This is a genomic window from Mesorhizobium sp. STM 4661 (assembly GCF_000359125.1).
GTDB lineage: Bacteria > Pseudomonadota > Alphaproteobacteria > Rhizobiales > Rhizobiaceae > Mesorhizobium.
Map to the genome: position 1 here is coordinate 52,082 of NZ_CAAF010000067.1, position 16,718 is coordinate 68,799.

General features: G+C 64.6%; 10 protein-coding genes. 7 read left to right on the forward strand and 3 right to left on the reverse strand.

The window, feature by feature from the left end; translation table 11 throughout:
- The first annotated feature begins 342 nt into the window (after positions 1–342).
- From MESS4_RS22810 to MESS4_RS22825, 4 genes are all read left to right on the forward strand, one after another.
- Positions 343–4,281, forward strand: a complete 3,939-nt coding sequence (locus tag MESS4_RS22810) for a peptidoglycan-binding protein (RefSeq protein ID WP_006336049.1) — start codon at positions 343–345, stop codon at positions 4,279–4,281.
- Positions 4,282–4,472: 191 nt separating this feature from the next.
- A complete protein-coding gene (locus tag MESS4_RS22815; RefSeq protein ID WP_006336051.1) occupies positions 4,473–5,396 on the forward strand; it encodes a sulfite exporter TauE/SafE family protein in 924 nt (307 codons plus the stop codon).
- Positions 5,396–6,187 (forward strand): TIGR02186 family protein, encoded by a 792-nt coding sequence (locus tag MESS4_RS22820; protein WP_006336052.1) that lies wholly within the window; start codon positions 5,396–5,398, stop codon positions 6,185–6,187. The genes MESS4_RS22815 and MESS4_RS22820 overlap by 1 nt, the downstream gene beginning before the upstream one ends.
- Positions 6,188–6,296: 109 nt before the next feature.
- Positions 6,297–7,553 (forward strand): Hsp70 family protein, encoded by a 1,257-nt coding sequence (locus MESS4_RS22825; RefSeq protein WP_006336053.1) that lies wholly within the window; start codon positions 6,297–6,299, stop codon positions 7,551–7,553.
- Between the two features lie 5 nt (positions 7,554–7,558).
- Here MESS4_RS22825 and MESS4_RS22830 read toward each other — a convergent pair whose 3' ends face one another.
- The gene (locus MESS4_RS22830; protein WP_006336054.1) at positions 7,559–8,443 is read right to left on the reverse strand and encodes a LysR family transcriptional regulator; all 885 of its coding nucleotides are present in this window, start codon (positions 8,441–8,443) and stop codon (positions 7,559–7,561) included.
- 279 nt (positions 8,444–8,722) lie between these two features.
- On the opposite strand from MESS4_RS22830, the gene MESS4_RS22835 reads away from it, so the two are divergent.
- From MESS4_RS22835 to MESS4_RS22845, 3 genes are read left to right on the forward strand one after another with little or no spacing between them, the layout of a single operon-like run.
- Positions 8,723–11,653: a molybdopterin oxidoreductase family protein gene (locus tag MESS4_RS22835; protein WP_006336057.1), complete on the forward strand. Its 2,931-nt coding sequence runs from the start codon at positions 8,723–8,725 to the stop codon at positions 11,651–11,653.
- Positions 11,650–12,384 (forward strand): 4Fe-4S dicluster domain-containing protein, encoded by a 735-nt coding sequence (locus tag MESS4_RS22840; protein WP_006336058.1) that lies wholly within the window; start codon positions 11,650–11,652, stop codon positions 12,382–12,384. The genes MESS4_RS22835 and MESS4_RS22840 overlap by 4 nt, the downstream gene beginning before the upstream one ends.
- A gap of 5 nt (positions 12,385–12,389) precedes the next feature.
- On the forward strand, positions 12,390–13,325 hold the full coding sequence (locus tag MESS4_RS22845) for a DmsC/YnfH family molybdoenzyme membrane anchor subunit (protein ID WP_006336059.1): 936 nt from the start codon (positions 12,390–12,392) through the stop codon (positions 13,323–13,325).
- 61 nt (positions 13,326–13,386) lie between these two features.
- Here the strand turns inward: MESS4_RS22845 and pdeM are convergent, their stop codons facing one another.
- A complete protein-coding gene (pdeM, locus tag MESS4_RS22850; RefSeq protein ID WP_006336060.1) occupies positions 13,387–14,103 on the reverse strand; it encodes a ligase-associated DNA damage response endonuclease PdeM in 717 nt (238 codons plus the stop codon).
- 13 nt (positions 14,104–14,116) lie between these two features.
- Complete coding sequence (locus tag MESS4_RS22855; protein ID WP_006336061.1) at positions 14,117–16,651, reverse strand: ligase-associated DNA damage response DEXH box helicase; 2,535 nt, start codon at positions 16,649–16,651, stop codon at positions 14,117–14,119.
- Positions 16,652–16,718: the final 67 nt, after the last annotated feature.

The following is a 16,718-nucleotide window of genomic DNA, read 5'->3' on the forward strand; positions in this document are numbered from 1 at the left end:
CGCCTCACGACGCAAGGGCATTGTGTTGGCGTTGTGTGGGCGGAACGTTATGCCGCATCTCCCGGGCACGGACACGTGGCGCGGCAGACGGTCCCAACAACGTTGCAACTTCTTAAGCTTGGTTAACGCGTTGTTTACCACGTTGGGCGAAATGTGCGCATGTCGGTACCCCGTGTTTATCCTGTAGCGAATTTTTCACGGTTTTTCGAAGCGCGGGTGAAATCCCGGGAAGTTCGCCTTCCACCGCAGCAAAGCCGCGCGGTCGCCTCGTTCCCGGCAGGACTTTGGGAAACTGGCCGCAAGCCAGCAAGACGGGCCAGCAATTCTGAAACGGGCGCATTGATGAACAGCAAGCGGTCCTATCTCGATACACTCAACGCCGGCAGGGAGCGCAGGCCGCATACCACGCTTGAGGAGCTCAACCGTTCCCTGGAAACGCTGGAGCAGCGGCTGGAGCGCACGCGCGAGGATGCAAATGTGCGTCCCGATCCACGCCGATCGGGCGCGGAGCCGCGCTATGCCAGCGCCCAGCCCTATGGCCAGCAGCGCTGGTATGAGGAGCCGCGCCCGCCGCAGCAGCGGCCGAAGAGCCCGGCGCCAGCCGCCTTCGAGCAGAATTACCAGGCGATCGCCCGAGACATCGACCGCGTGCGCGGTCAGGAGGACGGCGTCGCCGTAGTCGGCAAGATCGCCGGCGAATTGCGCGGTCTGCGTGAAGAACTGCGCCACCAGATGACCGCCGGCTTGCAGCGCGAGTTCGACCAGCTGCGCAAGGACATCGAGCGGGCTTTCCAGGCAAGCGCTCAGCCGGGAGGCGCCGGCAAAGGCAGCGCTGAACTCGGCGTCGAGTTCGAACGGCTTTCCGGCGCCATCCAGACGCTGGCCGAAAAGAGCGACGACAGAAGCGTCAACATGCTTCGTCTCGAACTGGAGCAGGTCAAGGCCGCGCTCGATACGCTGGCGCGCGAGGAAAGCGTGCAGGCGGTCGGCCGCCGCTGGGACGAATTCGACCGCCGCTGGAGCGCTTTCGAAGATCGTGTCGATGCCGATCAGCAGAAGCGATCGGATGCGCCCGGCCTGGCGATGCTGACCGACCGGCTCGAACAGATCAGCAATGCCGTCAACAATCTGCCGGAATCGCTGTCGCTGCGTTCGCTCGAAGACAAGGTCCGCACGCTTGCCGGCGCCGTCGACCATTTCGCCAGCCAGCAGGACAATCGCAGCAGCGGTACATTCGGCATGATCGACGAGCGGCTGGACGAGATTTCCCGCGCCATCGTCGCCTCGACCGTCGCGGCGCAAGCCAATTCATTCGATCCGGAACCCTTCGAACGCATCGAGAAGCGGATCGCCTCGCTTGCCCAGCAGATCGAGGAGGTCGCGCAGGATCGCCCGGGCAGTCAGGTGATCGACCAGCTCAACATGCTGTCGAGCCGGGTCGACGATCTCGCCGGCCGTGCCAATCTGCCGGAGCAGGCGATGGAGCGCCTCGGCAAGCAGATCGCACTCATCGCCGACAAGATCGACCGGGCGCCTGCCATGCCGGACGCCGACTATATTTTCCAGGGGCTCGAACAGCGTTTCGACGTGCTGTCCGGCATGATGGAACGCCGCCAGGGCGATGCGATCGAACAGGGCAACATGCTGTTTCGCGATCTCGAACGCCGGCTGGACGAAGTCGCCGACAGGCTGGACCAGCGCACGTCACAGGTCGACAGCGCCGGCATCATGGACGTCATCGACGCCCGCTTCACCGCGCTTGCCAAGCGCATGGAGACACGCGCTCCCGATCCCGCCGGCGAGGCGGCGATCCGTGGCCTGGAAAGCCGGCTCGAAGATATTTCTAGCCGTCTGGATTCGTCCGCGGCGCAAGTCGCCGGCATCGACCCGGCGCTGATCCGCAGCCTGGAAGCGCAGGTCGCGGGGCTGTCGGCCCATCTTTCGAAGCCCGGCACACCACTGCCGGAATTCGAGGACATCAGCCCGCGCCTCAATGAAATCGAGAAGTCACTGGCTGGAACCCGCGATTCCATCCTCACCGCGGCGCGCGAGGCAGCCGAAAGCGCCGTCAGTTCGCTGGCCGGCTCCAGCGCCAACACGGCGGCCGTTTCCGGGCTCGCCCAGGATCTGAAGACGCTCGAAGCACTGACGCGCCGATCGGACGAGCGCAATTCGCGAACCTTCGAGGCCATCCACGACACGCTGCTCAAGATCGTCGACCGGCTGGGGTCGCTGGAAACCAGCGAGCCGGCCGACGCGGTGAGCGAACTTCTGAATGTGCAACCGGCCGATCAGGGCAGCTGGCGCGGCGGGCGGCGGTCAAAGATGGCCGTTCGGGCTGCGCCGTCCATGGATATCGACCAGCCGCTGCCGCTGACAGGCGACATGGCCGAACTCGAGAGCCGTGCCGCTGCCATCATGCGCAACGAGCCAAACACGCGCACACCGGCCGAAGCCGCCGCCGCAGCGGCCATGGCGGCGCTTGGTTCCGACACGCTGCCGGACCAAGACGAACAGGCCGGCGGCCGCAAATCGATGTTCGGCGGACTGGCGCGCGCCTTCAAGGGCAAGAGGGAGGCGGACATTCCGCCGCTTGCCGGCTCGGCGCCCGGTGTCGAGATACCAAGCGTCGACCTTGACGAGCCGCTCGACCCCAAGCTCGCCAACCGGCCGTTGGAGCCCGGCTCCGGTGCGCCCGACCTCAATGCCATCATGAAGCGCGTTCGCGATGAGCGTGGGCCGGCCGCAAGGACCGGCGACACCGATACGGCGAAGTCGGATTTCATCGCGGCGGCCAGGCGAGCGGCACAGGCCGCCGCCGCCGAGGCCGAGGTTCTCAAACGGCAGTCGACCAAGAGCGGACCGGTGAAGGCTCTCAGAATCGGCGACCTGCTCAAGAAGCGACGCAAGCCGATCCTGATGGCCGCCGCCGCGATCATGCTGGCGCTCGCCGGCCTGCAATTGGGCAAGGCCTTCTTCTCCGACCCCGTCGAAATGGCCAGCAACGATGCGGCGCCGATCGCGGCAGCGCAGCCGGTGGAAACCGCGTCGGCCGGCGCCACCAGCGAGCCGAAGACGGCTGCGCAAATGGCAGATCAGGACAGAGAGCCGGACCGTATTGTCAGGCAGGCAGAGCCATCCGCTCCCCGGAGCAAGGACGACATGGCGGCGCAGACCGCTCTCGGCGCGCCGTCCAACGCCGAACTCCCGATGGACTCCGTATCCGAGGAGCCTGTTCCTGCCCCCACGGCTCCGGCGGCATCGCCTGATCCGATGGCCGCGACGCCAGAAGCGACTGCGTCGGCATCCGCGGACCCCACCGCTGCCGAGCCAATGGTCACTGCACCTGCGACCACGCCGAGCGCCCAGGACATGACCGGCACGGTTCCACCCGCGGATGCTTCGACGACGCCAGCCATTGCCAAGATCGACATACCGGCCGATGCCGGCCCGGCAGCGTTGCGCGACGCGGCGGCCGGTGGTGACGCCAAGGCGTTGTTCGAGATCGGCTCGCGCTATGCCGAATCGCGCGGCGTCAAGGAAGACATGGCCGCGGCCGCCAAGTGGTACGAGAAATCAGCCGAACTCGGCTTCGCCCCGGCGGAGTACCGCATCGGCAATTTCTACGAGAAGGGCGTGGGCGTCGCGCGCGACGTCAAGAAGTCGAAGACCTGGTACCAACTCGCCGCGGAACAGGGCAACGCCAGCGCCATGCATAACCTGGCCGTGCTCTTCGCCATGGCAGCGGACGGCGTGACCGACAATGAATCGGCTGCCAAGTGGTTCCAGGCCGCCGCCGATCTCGGCGTCAAGGACAGCCAGTTCAATCTCGGCATCCTGGCGGCGAAAGGCGTCGGCATGAAGCAGAATCTCGAGGAATCCTACAAATGGTTCGCACTTGTCGCCAAGACCGGCGACAAGGACGCGGCGGCAAAGCGCGACGAGATCGCCAACGCGCTCAGGCCCGAGCAGTTGGAACGCGCCCGCGCCGCCGCCGAACTGTGGAAGGCAAAGCCGCTCGATCCCGCGGCCAATTCAGCCGACATCCCCGAATCCTGGCAGGACGGCACGCCCCAGACCACCGCCAGCGTCGATATGAAAAAGGCTGTGCAGAACATCCAGCGCATCCTTAACAAGAACGGCTATGAGGCCGGCAACGCCGACGGTGTGATGGGCGGGAAAACCAAGACCGCGATCATGGCTTTCCAGACCGACAACAAGATGAAGGCGACCGGTACGGTCGACGAAAAGCTGATCAAGGCGCTGCTGGCGCGCAAATAACGGCAGATGCGTCGCTCCCACGACGCCCTGCCATATATTTGCCTGTTAACTGATTGAGATGTTTTTTGTTTCGGCGATGTGGCGAGGTTTGACTTCGCCACCTTGCCGGCGCAAGAACAATTTAGCTTTTTTGGCGCAAGATGCCCGCAACGGTTGCATTCGCCGATAGGCATACTGATCGAGACTGACGGGTGGGCATCTATCTCCCGATCGCGGAAATTTCCGTCAACGTCTTCGTGCTGCTGGCCATGGGCGCGGCGGTGGGTTTCCTGTCGGGCATGTTCGGGGTGGGCGGCGGCTTCCTCATCACGCCGCTGCTGATCTTCTACAACATACCGCCGGCGATCGCGGTCGCCACCGGCGCCAACCAGGTCATCGCCTCCTCCTTCTCGGGCGCATTGTCGCATGTGAAGCGCGGTACGCTCGACTTCAAGCTCGGCGGGGTGCTTTTGGCCGGCGGCATCGTCGGCTCCACCGGAGGCATCTTCGTCTTTGGCTTCCTGCGTCGGCTCGGCCAGCTCGATCTGTTCATCTCGCTGCTTTATGTCGTGCTGCTCGGCACTGTCGGCGGGCTGATGCTGGTCGAGAGCGTCAATGCACTGCGCGCCACCCGCAGCGGCGCTGCACCAGTGCTGAAGAAATCCGGCCAGCACAACTGGATCCACCGCTTGCCGCTCAAGATGCGCTTCAGAGCCTCGAAGCTGTTCGTCAGCGTCATCCCGGTGCTTGGGCTGGGCGCCGGCATCGGTTTCCTGTCGTCGATCATGGGCGTCGGCGGCGGCTTCATCATGGTGCCGGCGCTGATCTACCTCTTGAAAGTGCCGACCAATGTCGTCATCGGCACCTCGCTGTTCCAGATCATCTTCACCTCCGCTTACACCACGCTGGTCCACGCCACCACCAACCAGACGGTCGATGTCATGCTCGCCTTCCTGCTGATGGCGGGCGGTGTCGCCGGCGCGCAATATGGCGCCAAGGCCGGCCAGAGGCTGCGTGGCGAGCAGCTCAGGGCGTTGCTGGCGCTGCTGGTGCTGGCGGTAGCGATCCGGCTTGCCATCGATCTGTTCGTGACGCCGCCCAACCGCTATTCGCTCACTGGCGTGGATCTGGGCTGATGGCAGATGCGAAGGCGTTCGTTGCCGCTGCCTGGCTGACGCTGTCGGCCTTCACGTTGCCGGGCATGGCGCAGACGCCGCCGACCGAAAACATCCAGATTGGCCTGTCCACCGACAATGTCTCGATCACCGCCGGCTTTTCCGGCGCCGACCTCACCATTTTCGGCTCGCTGGAAAACGCCGATCCGCTTGTCGCGCGCCAGGGACGCTACGATGTCATCGTCGTCCTGGAAGGGCCGGCCCGGCCGGTTGTCGTGCGCCGCAAGGACCGGCTGCTAGGCATCTGGATCAATCTCGAATCCGAGACCTTCGAAAACGTGCCGGTGTCCTATTCGGTGGCGACGACGCGCCCGCTGCAGGACGTCACCGACCCGAACAGCTACAAGCAATTATCGCTCGGCGCCTCCAACCTCTATATGCAGCCGGCCGATGCCGGCGACAGCCCGGCGACTATTCAGGAATTCACCGCGGCACTGCGCGAACGCAAGGCCGCGACCGGCCTCTACAGCGAGAATGTCGGCGGCGTGCAGTTCCTGTCGCAGAACCTGTTTCGCGCCACCGTCAGGCTTGCTCCCAACGTTCCGGTCGGCACCCACAAGGCCCGCGCCTTCCTGTTCAAGAGCGGCCTGTTCATCAAGGAAAGCTCTGCCCAGCTCGAAATCCGTAAGTCCGGCTTCGAACAGTCGATCTTTCGCGTCGCTCACGACTATTCCTTCCTCTACGGCGTCTTCGCCGTGTCGCTGGCCATGCTGACGGGCTGGCTCGGAAGGCTCGTCTTCCGCAAGGACTGATCTTTTCCGAAAGATGGTTCCCCTTTCGAGCTTCATGGGTTAGACCGCGTTCCCGGCCTGGCCGAAGCGCGAGCTGTCGCTCCCAAAATCAAGAATACAGGATCTTGCGATGCGACCAGCATTCGGCGGTATCGATTTCGGCACGTCCAATTCCACGATTGGCGTTGTCCGCAACGGGCGGCCGCGCCTGGTGGCGCTTGAGGACGGCCAGGTGACGCTGCCAAGTGCTGTGTTCTTCAATTTCGAGGACAACCGAACCCATTTCGGGCGCCGCGCGATTGCCGACTATACCGACAGCATCGAGGGGCGGCTGATGCGCTCGCTGAAGAGCGTGCTCGGCAGTTCGCTCGCCCATGAAAAGACGCGCGTCAAGGCGCGGTCGATCGGCTTCATGGAGATCGTCGGCCTGTTCGTCGGCCACCTGAAGAAGCGGTTGGAAGAGGACGCCGGCGAGACGGTCGAGAGTGTGGTGCTCGGCCGTCCGGTGCAGTTTGTCGACGACGATCCGGAAGCCGATGCCAAGGCGCAGGGCGAGCTTGAAGCCGCCGCCCGCGCCCAGGGCTTCAAGCATATCGCCTTCCAGTTCGAGCCGATCGCCGCGGCACTTGACTATGAGCAGAAGGTGACGGGGGAAGAATTGGCGCTGATTGTCGACATGGGCGGCGGCACCTCCGACTTCTCGATCGTGCGGGTCTCGCCGCAGCGCGCCCGCTCGCTCGACCGCAAGGACGATATCCTGGCCAGCCGCGGCATCCATATCGGCGGCACCGACTTCGACCGGCTGCTCAGCATTGCACACGTCATGCCTGAGCTCGGCTACTTGACGCCAACCAAGGACGGCAAGCGCAATCTGCCGGCCAGCTACTTCATCGACCTGGCGACATGGCAGCGCATCAACCTCGTCTACACCGCCAGGGCGATGTCGCATCTCAGGCAGATCCGCTACGAGGCGGAACGCGCCGATCTGGTCGACCGCTTCATCCACATCGTCGAGCACCGTTACGGGCACGCGCTGGCCGCTTTGGTCGAACGGGCCAAGATCGAGTTGACCGAGCAATTGGCGGCGCAGGTTGCGGTCACATTGCCGGGCGTGGAATTCGCGGCCGAAATTACACGCGCCGGCCTGGAGGCAACCGTCGCCCGAGACATCGGGCAGGTGACGGCCACGGTCGAACAGACCATCAGGGATGCCCGGGTGAAGCCGTCCGACATCACAGCGGTGTTCCTGACCGGCGGCTCGACGGCGATCCCGCTGGCGAGACAGAAGATCCTGGCGCTGGTGCCACAGGCGTCCGTCATCGATGGCGACATGTTCGGCTCGGTCGGGCTTGGACTGGCGCTGGACGCCCAGCGGAAGTTCGGCTGATCCGCCTACGCCTTCGCGCCAAGATGCGCCTTGAGCGCCATCTGGGCCAGGCTTGCCTGCCGGTCGCGGTGGGTGATGATGGCGAAGTCGCGCTGCGGCAGGTCGATCGGCACCGAGCGCAGGCTGCCTTCGGCAATTGCGCCGGCGACGACAAGCTCGGAAATGATGCTGGCGCCGGCGCCGGCCTCGACCGCTTGCCGGATCGCCTCGTTGCTCGGCAGGACGAGGAATATCTGAAGATCCGCGAACGAGACTGCCTGGCGGCGCGCCAGATCCTCCAGCACCTCGCGCGTGCCTGAGCCGGCTTCGCGGATGATCCAGCGCAGTTCCCTGATATCGGGGTGGCCTTGCGGCGCCACAGCGATCATTGGATGGGATCGCGCCACCACCAGCAGCAGCCTGTCGACATCCACCTTAGCGCGCCGCAACACATCGGATTCGGTGCGCCCTTCGACCAGGCCGAAATCCGCCGTGCCATCGAGAACATGGGTCTCGACCTGTCTCGTATTGCCGATGGTGACGCTCAGCCTGACGGCGGGATAGGCCTCATGAAAAGAAGCCAGCCGGCGCGGCAGCCAGTAGCTGGCGATGGTCTGGCTGGCGGCGATGGACAGGCTTCCGGTGATCGTCTGCGAGACATGTTCCAGCACGTTGCTAGCGGCGGTCGCCCGTTCGAGAACGGCCTTGGCCTCAGGCAGGAACCGGCGCCCAGTTTGGGCAAGCTCGATGTTGCGGCCGACCCGGTTGAACAGCTGGACGCCATGCTGCTGTTCGAGCGAGCGGATGGCGGCCGACGCCGCCGACTGGGAGATGCCCAGAAGCTCGGCTGCCTTGGTCATATGGCCGCGCTCGGCGACGGCGACGAAGATGCGCAATTGATCCAGGGTCATGCCAGATTAAGAAGTAAATTCGATCGGAATTACAAGAGCAACTTGTTAGACAGATCGATTGGTTTGTTCTAAATTTTTGCGAGAAATTGGAAAAAAATCGCGGCCAGATCGCGAAGGACAGAAATTGATCGGGCGGTTCAAATCCCTGTTTGCCAGTTGGACCCGTAGCCTGCGGCGGCGGCTCGCGGGCGACGGCTATCACCCGGAAGAACATTACATGCGCGGCCCTGGGCCGAAGACACGCGCCAAGTTCGCGGACCGCAAAAGCACGCCGGGATCATGAGCCAGGGAGCGCCCCGCGGCGCCAATTCCGCACCGTCGCAACGGCCGCTCGCCGACACGCGCGCGCCCGATGAGGGCGATGGCGTCGATACTTCGCCTGACATCTCCGACAGCATCGCCAAGACCACCTGCTACATGTGCGCCTGCCGCTGCGGTATCGACGTCCACATCAAGGACGGCAAGGTCCGCTACATCAACGGCAACAAGGACCATCCGGTCAATCGCGGCGTGATCTGCGGCAAGGGCAGTGCCGGCATCATGCAGCACTACAGCCCGGCGCGGCTGAAGAAGCCCTTGCTGCGCACCGGCCCGCGCGGCTCCGGCGAGTTTCGCGAAATCGAATGGGAGGAAGCGTTCTCGATCGCCACGGAGCGGCTGTCGGCCATCCGCCGGACCGATCCCAAAAAACTCGCCTTCTTCACCGGGCGCGACCAGTCGCAATCGCTGACCGGCTGGTGGGCCAGCCAGTTCGGCACGCCGAATTTCGCCGCCCATGGCGGCTTCTGCTCGGTCAACATGGCGGCCGGCGGCCTTTATACGATCGGCGGCTCGTTCTGGGAGTTCGGCGAACCCGACTGGGACAACACCAAGTACTTCATGCTGTTCGGCGTCGCCGAGGACCATGATTCCAACCCGATCAAGATCGGCCTCGGCAAGCTCAAGGCGCGCGGCGCCAAGGTCGTCTCGATCAACCCCTGCCGCACCGGCTACAACGCCATCGCCGACGACTGGATCGGCATCCGGCCTGGCACCGACGGCCTGTTCGTCTTCGCTCTGATCCATGAATTGCTGAAGGCCGGCTGTGTCGATCTCGACTATCTCCTGCGCTACACCAATGCCCATGTCCTCGTCATCCAGGAGCAAAATGCTGCCGACGACGGGCTGTTTGTGCGCGACGCCGCCGGCAATCCGCTGGCCTGGGACAGGATGGCGAAGACACAAGTCAATGCCACGGATGCCAGCGCGAAACCGGCGCTGACCGGCAGCTTCACGGTCGACGGCCGTCGCTGTGTACCCGTGTTCCAACTCATTGCCGACCGTTATCTGCAAGAGAGCTATTCCCCTGACATGGTCGCGGAACGCTGCGGCGTTCCCGCCGACACGATCCGCCGGATCGCCGCCGAACTGGCGCATGTCGCCTTCGAACAGGCGATCGAGTTGCCGGTGGCATGGACCGACTGGCCCGGCCGCCGTCACGAAACGATCAAGGGACGGCCGGTCGCGATGCATGCCATGCGCGGCATCTCGGCCCATTCGAACGGCTTTCACACCTGCCGCGCCATCCATCTCTTGCAGGTGCTGCTCGGAACGGTGGATGTACCTGGCGGGTTCCGTTTCAAGCCGCCCTATCCCCGGTCGGCGCCGCCGGGACCGAAGCCTGCGGGCAGGCATGTGAAGCCTATGACGCCGCTGGAAGGCATGCCGCTCGGCTTCGTCTGCGGGCCGGACGATCTGCTGGTTGATGAAGGCGGCACGCCTCTTCGCATCGACAAGGCCTATTCCTGGGATGCGCCGCTGGCCGCGCACGGTCTGATGCACACCGTCATCCGCAACGCCTGGGCCGGCGATCCCTACCCTATCGACACGTTGATGATGTACATGTCGAACATGGCTTGGAACTCGTCGATGAACACCGTCGAGACGATCGCCATGCTGACCGACACTGATGAGGCCGGCAACTACAAGATTCCCTTCATCATCTATTCCGACGCCTATTACTCCGAGACAGTACCGTTCGCCGATCTTGTGCTTCCCGACACAACCTATCTCGAGCGGCACGACTGCATCAGCCTGCTCGACCGGCCGATCAGCCATGCCGACGGGCCGGGCGACGCCATCCGCCATCCCGTGGTCGAACCGGATCGCGACGTCAGGCCATTCCAGACGGTGCTGATCGAGCTCGGCGCGCGGCTCGGCCTGCCAGGTTTCGTCAATGAGGATGGCGCTGCCAAATATCGCGACTATGCCGACTATATCGTCAATCACGAGCGCACGCCCGGCATCGGCCCGCTTGCCGGCTGGCGCGGCAAGGACGGCGCTTTGGTCGGCAATGGCGAGCCCAATCCCGACCAGTTGCAGCGCTACATCGACAATGGCGGCTTCTGGCACCACGACTTTTCCGCCGACCAGCGCTATTACAAGATGGCCAACCGCTCTTATCTCGACTTCGCCGTGCAGATGGGCTTCATCGCCAAAGCGGAGCCGATCGTCTTCCAGCTCTATTCCGAGCCGATGCAGCGCTTCCGCCTTGCGGGGCGCGGCCATGGGCGGGTGCTGCCGCCGGAGTCGGAACGCAGCCGCATCGAGACCTGTATGGATCCGCTGCCGTTCTGGTACGCCCCGTTCGAGGAGGCCGCTGTCGACCTCCAGAAATATCCGCTGCATGCGCTGACGCAGCGGCCGATGCACATGTACCACTCCTGGGGCTCGCAGAACGCCTGGCTCAGGCAGATCACCAGCCAGAACCGGCTGTTCGTGCACCACAGGACCGCAGCGAGCCTCGGGCTAGTCGATGACGACTGGGTGTGGATCGAGAGCATCAACGGCCGGGTGAAGGGCCAGATCAAGCTGGTCGACGGCGTGAACCCCGACACGGTGTGGACGTGGAACGCCATCGGCAAGCGGCGCGGCAGTTGGGGGCTGAAGGACGACGCCGCCGAAAGCAATCGCGGCTTCCTGCTCAATCACATCATCGGCGACCAGACGTCTGCCGATAAGAACGGCAAGCGCTACTCGAACTCCGATCCGGTCACCGGCCAGGCCGCATGGTTCGACCTGCGCGTGCGCATCGTCAAATGCGCGGCCGAAGAAGCCGGCTTCACCGAACCGCAGTTCGAGCGCTTCCAGCAGCCGCCGCATTTCGAGCCCGCGCCTGACAAACTCCGTTTCGGCGCCGAATTCCGCATGAAAAGAGAAGCCGCCGAATGACATGCCTTCCCGCCCACACCGACAAGAGGCTCGGCCTGGTCATCGACCTCGACACCTGCGTCGGCTGCCAGGCCTGTGTGACGGCTTGCAAGGAATGGAACACCGGCGGCCATATGGCGCCGCTGACCGACATCGATCCCTATGGCGGCAATGTCGACGGGGTCTGGTTCAACCGCGTCCACAGCTACGAGCACACGACCGAGATGGGCGGGCGCACGGTGAACTTCCCGCGCTCCTGCCTGCATTGCGAGACGCCGGCCTGCGTCACCGTCTGCCCGACCGGCGCCTCCTACAAACGCGCTTCGGACGGCATCGTGCTGATCGACGAGGACAAATGCATCGGCTGCAAATTGTGCAGCTGGGCCTGCCCCTATGGGGCGCGCGAATTCGACACCGATGTCGGCGTGATGAAGAAATGCACGCTCTGCGTCGACCGCATCTACAACGACAATCTGGCGGAGGATGACCGCGTGCCGGCCTGCGTCGCCGCCTGCCCGACCAGTGCCCGGCATTTCGGCGACCTTGGTGATCCCCTGTCGGCGGTCTCGCAACTGGTGGCTGAGCGCGGCGGCGTCGACCTTATGCCGGAGATGGGCTATCACCCGACCAACAAGTACCTGCCGCCGCGCGCTCACACCACGCGCGCCGCATCGGTGCCGGCACCGGCGCTGGAGCCGGTGCGGACTGAGGGCGGTTTCCTCGGCTGGGTCGACCGCATGCTTTCGAACTGACATCCATGCATCCAGCCTTCTCGGTCGTCTTCTTCACCACCGCCACGGGCGCCGGCTACGGCCTGCTCGCGTTGCTTGGCGTACTCGGAGGGGTTGGCGCGATCCCGGCCGATTTCTGGCTCGGGCTCATCAGCATGGGGCTGGCGCTCGGCCTGATCGCCGCCGGCCTGTTGTCCTCGACCGGTCATCTCGGCCGGCCGGAGCGGGCATGGCGCGCCTTCTCGCAATGGCGCAGCTCCTGGCTGTCGCGCGAAGGCGTTGCTTCGGTCGTCACCTTTGTTCCGGCCGGGCTGTTCGGCATAGGCTGGGTGTTTTTCGGCCATACAGGCGGCTGGGTGGCCATAGCCGGACTGCTGGCGGCCATCGGCGCCGTCGTCACCGTCTGCACCACCGGCATGATCTATGCATCGCTGAAGCCGATCGCCCAATGGCACAGCCGCTATACCTTGCCCGGCTATCTCATCTTCTCGGCGATGACGGGCGGCGTGCTTTTGAACGCGCTGCTGCAATTTTTCGCCATCGGCTCGAACACCCTTCTGGCAGGCTGCGTGCTGCTGACTGGGCTCGGCTGGGGCTGGAAGCTGGCGACCTGGCGATACAATGACCGGCTGGAAATCCCGACCACCGCCAACACCGCGACCGGGCTTGCAGGCGGCACGGTGCGGTCGATGGAATGGCCGCATACCGAGGAAAATTATCTGCTCAAGGAGATGGGCTTTCGCATCGCGCGCAAGCACAGCGTGCGGCTGCGCCAGATCGCGCAATTGCTGGCCTTCGGCCTGCCGATAGTGCTGCTGCTTGCCGCGTTTGGCTTGCCATGGCTCTTTGTGGCGGTTCTCTCGATACTCGCCGCAGTCATCCAGTTCGCCGGCATGCTGGTCGAGCGCTGGCTGTTCTTCGCCGAGGCGAAGCACACCGTCACTCTGTACTACGGCCGGTAGAGTCTTTGTGTTTATGCATGTCGTTATCCCAAAACCGCTGCGCACTTTTGGGCGACATGCACTAGCCAGGCCTCAGCATCGAGCCGGAAATGGCGAAGATGCGCTCGGCGCCAAGCATGTAGGCCATAAGCGTCTCGTGGCGGAACAGCCCGGCATAGGCGCGGTCGAGCACATTGAGCGAGCCGGTATAGGCGCCGAAGGCCGGCATGATCATGCGGCCGCCGTCGCCGGCAAAACAGCGCCGCCGCACCGAGCGGCCGCGCTGCACGATGCGGGCGCAAGGATGCAGATGGCCTGATATCTCGCCCTCCACTCTCACGACCGAAGGCTCGTGCCGGAAGACCAGGGAACCGATGGCCAGTTCGCGCACCGTCTCGCCCGGCAGGTCGGCCGGCGCCTCCGGGTCATGATTGCCGGCGACCCAGAACCAGTCGCGGCCGGCGATCAGCGCTTCCAGTCGCTCGCGGAAGCTCGAATGCATGCGCTCGGCACCGCCGCCATCGTGGAAGGAGTCGCCGAGGCTGATGACGATCGCGGGCTGATAGTCGGCGATCCCGGCCTGCAGCCGGAGCAACGTCGCGCCAGTGTCGTAAGGCGGGATCAGCGCGCCGCGCCTGGCCAGCGACGAGCCTTTTTCCAGGTGCAGGTCCGACACCACCAGCAATTTCAGCTCGGGGAAATAGAGCACGCCGCGCGGATCGCAGACGGCGCGCTCGCCGGCGATGCCGACCAGATCGGCCTCTGCAATCAACGATGTGCGCGCGAGCGAAAAATTCATCTTGAAACCGAACTCATCTTTGGCCCATGGCCTCCTCGACCAGATCGGCGGCTTCCATCAGCAGCGTCTCGTTGGCGCCGCCATTCACCGATTCCTTGCCGATCTCCAGCATGATCGGCACGGCCAGCGGCGAAATCTGCTCGAGATGCTTATGCACGATTCGACCGCGCACACGCGAGAGCATCTCGCCAAGTCTGCTGACATCGAGCAATCCGGCCGAGGCATCGGTGCGCGTCGCCTGCAGCAGGATATGGTCCGGCTCGTGGCTGCGCAGCACGTCGTAGATCAGATCGGCCGACACGGTCACCTGGCGGCCGCTCTTCTCCTGTCCGGGAAAGCGCTTCTCGATCAGCCCGGCGATCACCGCGCAGGTGCGGAAGGTGCGCTTCAGCATCCAGCTGTCGTTCAGCCAGGCTTCGAGATCGTCGCCCAGCATGTCTTCGTCGAACAGTGCGCCGAGCGAAGGCTTTTTCGCCTTGAACAGCGCGGCCATGTCGTCCAGCGCCCAGACCGCCAGCGAATAGTCGGTGGCGACAAAGCCGAGCGGGCGGGCGCCGGCGCGCTCCAGCCGCCGGGTCAAAAGCATGCCGAGCGTCTGATGCGCCAGCCGGCCTTCGAACGGATAAGCGACCATGTAATGCCGGTTGCCGCGCGGAAAGGTCTCGACCAGCAGGTCGCCGCGCTTCGGCAGCACCGACTTTTCCTTCTGCAGGCGCAGCCAGTCGGCCACCTGTTCGGGCAGCGCCTGCCAGCGGCTGGAATCGGCCAGCATGCCGCGCACCTGGTCGGCCAGATAGGTCGACAGAGGGAATTTTCCGCCGGCATAGGACGGCACGATGATGTTGGCGCCGGCGCCGTTGGAGACGACGCATTCGTTCTCGCGGATGCCCTCGAAACGAAGAACTTTGCCGGCAAACAGGAAATTATCGCCAGGCCGCAAAGTCTCGGCAAAATACTCCTCGATCTTGCCGAGCACGGGGCCGCCGCGCCCGACAAGGCCACGCCCCTGCCTGACATAGCGCACGTTGAGCTCCGGCATCTCGACGATGGTGCCGACATTCAAACGATATTGCTGGGCAATGCGCGGATGCGAGACGCGCCACAATCCGTCGTTGGTCTTGCGGATGCGGGCATAGCGTTCATAGCTTTTCAGCGCATAGCCGCCGGTGGCGACGAAATCGACAACGCGATCAAAAGTCTCGCGCTCCAGGGCCGCATAGGGCGCGGCACCGCGCACCTCCTCGAACAGAAGATCGGCGTCGAACGGCGCACCGCAGGCGACGCCCAGCACATGCTGCGACAGCACATCGAGCGCGCCCTCGATCAATGGCGGCGTGTCCTGCGCGCCGAGATAGTTGGCGTCGAGAGCCGCGCGGCACTCCAGCACCTCGAAGCGATTGGCCGGGATCAGGATCGCCTTGGACGGCTCGTCCATGCGGTGGTTGGCGCGGCCGATGCGCTGCGCCAGGCGGCTCGCCCCCTTCGGCGCGCCGACATGCACGACCAGATCGACATCGCCCCAGTCGATACCGAGATCGAGCGTCGAGGTGGCGACGATGGCGCGCAGCGCATTCTCGCCCATCGCCTTCTCGACCCGCCGGCGCTGGCCGACATCGAGCGAGCCATGATGCAGCGCAATCGGCAGCGCGTCCTCATTGGCCCGCCACAGTTCCTGGAACAGCAATTCGGCCTGGCTGCGGGTGTTGACGAACAGAAGCGTGGTGCGGTGGCGCTTGATCGCCTCGTAGATTTCGGGAATGGCATAGCGCGCCGAATGACCGGACCACGGCACGCGCTCCCGCGAGTCGAGGATGGAGATGTCGGGCTTCGCCCCGCCGGCGACGGTGATCAGCCCGGCCATCGCGGGGCTTTTTAAGGTCTTGGGTGGGTTCTGGCCGACCAGCCAGCGGCGCAATTCGTCTGGCTCGGCGACAGTGGCGGAAAGCCCGATGGTCTGCAGGCCAGGCACGTAGTTGCGCAGCCGCGCCAGGCCGAGCGCCAGAAGATGCCCGCGCTTCGAGATCACCAGTGAATGCAACTCGTCGAGCACGACGTAGCGCAGATCCTCGAAGAAGCGCCGGGCATCGGGTGCCGCGATCAGCAGCGCCAGTTGCTCGGGCGTGGTCAGCAGGATGTCGGGCGGCACCAGCTTCTGGCGCTGGCGCTTGTGGGCGGGGGTGTCGCCGGTGCGCGTCTCGATGGTGACGGGCAGGCCGATCTCCTCCACCGGCTTGCCAAGATTGCGTTCGATATCGACGGCCAGCGCCTTCAGCGGCGAGATGTAGAGCGTATGGATGCCGCGATGCGCCTGTCCCGGTTTCCGCCTCGGCCGATTGGCCAGCTCCGTCAGTGACGGCATGAAGCCGGCCAGCGTCTTGCCGGCGCCGGTCGGCGCGATCAGCAGCACCGACTGCCCGGCTTGTGCCCTTGCCAGCAACTCTATCTGATGAGCGCGAGGCGACCAGCCCTTTTCCCCGAACCATTTGACGAATGGCTCCGGCAAGAGAATGGCGGCATTCCGGTCGGCAAGGCGCGGCTGCTCTGTCACGCGCCAGAGGTAGCGCGACGGCGCGCAATCGCCAAGCAGAATCGGAACAAAAGGGGATCGTGCGCTC